The 742-nt window shown below is 67.5% G+C and carries 1 protein-coding gene; it reads left to right on the top strand.

All coding sequences use genetic code 11. The features are described from left to right. A partial coding sequence (locus tag M1L60_RS46725; RefSeq protein ID WP_253244079.1) for an SPFH domain-containing protein occupies positions 1-742 on the top strand: 742 nt, incomplete at both ends.

Raw genomic sequence — 742 nt, forward strand, 5'->3', positions numbered from 1 at the left:
AACCTGCTGGTGCCGTTCGTCGACTCGGTGCGCAGCAAGGTCGACATGCGCGAGCAGGTCGTCTCCTTCCCGCCCCAGCCGGTGATCACCTCGGACAACCTGGTCGTCTCGATCGACACGGTGCTCTACTTCAAGGTGGTCGACCCGGTGCGGGCGACCTACGAGATCTCGAACTTCCTGCAGGCCATCGAGCAGCTGACGGTCACGACGCTGCGTAACGTCATCGGCTCGCTCGACCTCGAGCGCGCGCTGACCAGCCGCGAAGAGATCAACCGCCACCTGTCCACGGTGCTCGACGAGACCACCGGCCGCTGGGGCATCAAGGTGACCCGGGTCGAGATCAAGGCGATCGAGCCGCCGCCGAGCATCCGCGACTCCATGGAGAAGCAGATGCGCGCCGAGCGGGAACGACGCGCCACGATCCTCAACGCCGAGGGCCACAAGCAGGCGGCCATCCTCACCGCCGAGGGCGAGAAGCAGTCCCAGGTGCTGCGGGCCGACGGTGACCGCCAGGCTCGCATCCTGCAGGCCGAGGGCCAGGCCAAGGCCATCCGTACGGTGTTCGACGCCATCCACACGGCCAACCCCTCGCAAAAGGTGCTGGCCTACCAATACCTGCAGGCCCTGCCGCAGATCGCGAACGGCACCGCCAACAAGGTGTGGATCGTGCCGACCGAGCTGACCAAGGCCCTCGAGGGCATGGGCGGCGCGCTGGGCGGCCTGGCCAACATGGCCGGCGACA

It is taken from the genome of Paractinoplanes aksuensis, from assembly GCF_024137025.1.
Taxonomy (GTDB): domain Bacteria; phylum Actinomycetota; class Actinomycetes; order Mycobacteriales; family Micromonosporaceae; genus Actinoplanes; species Actinoplanes aksuensis.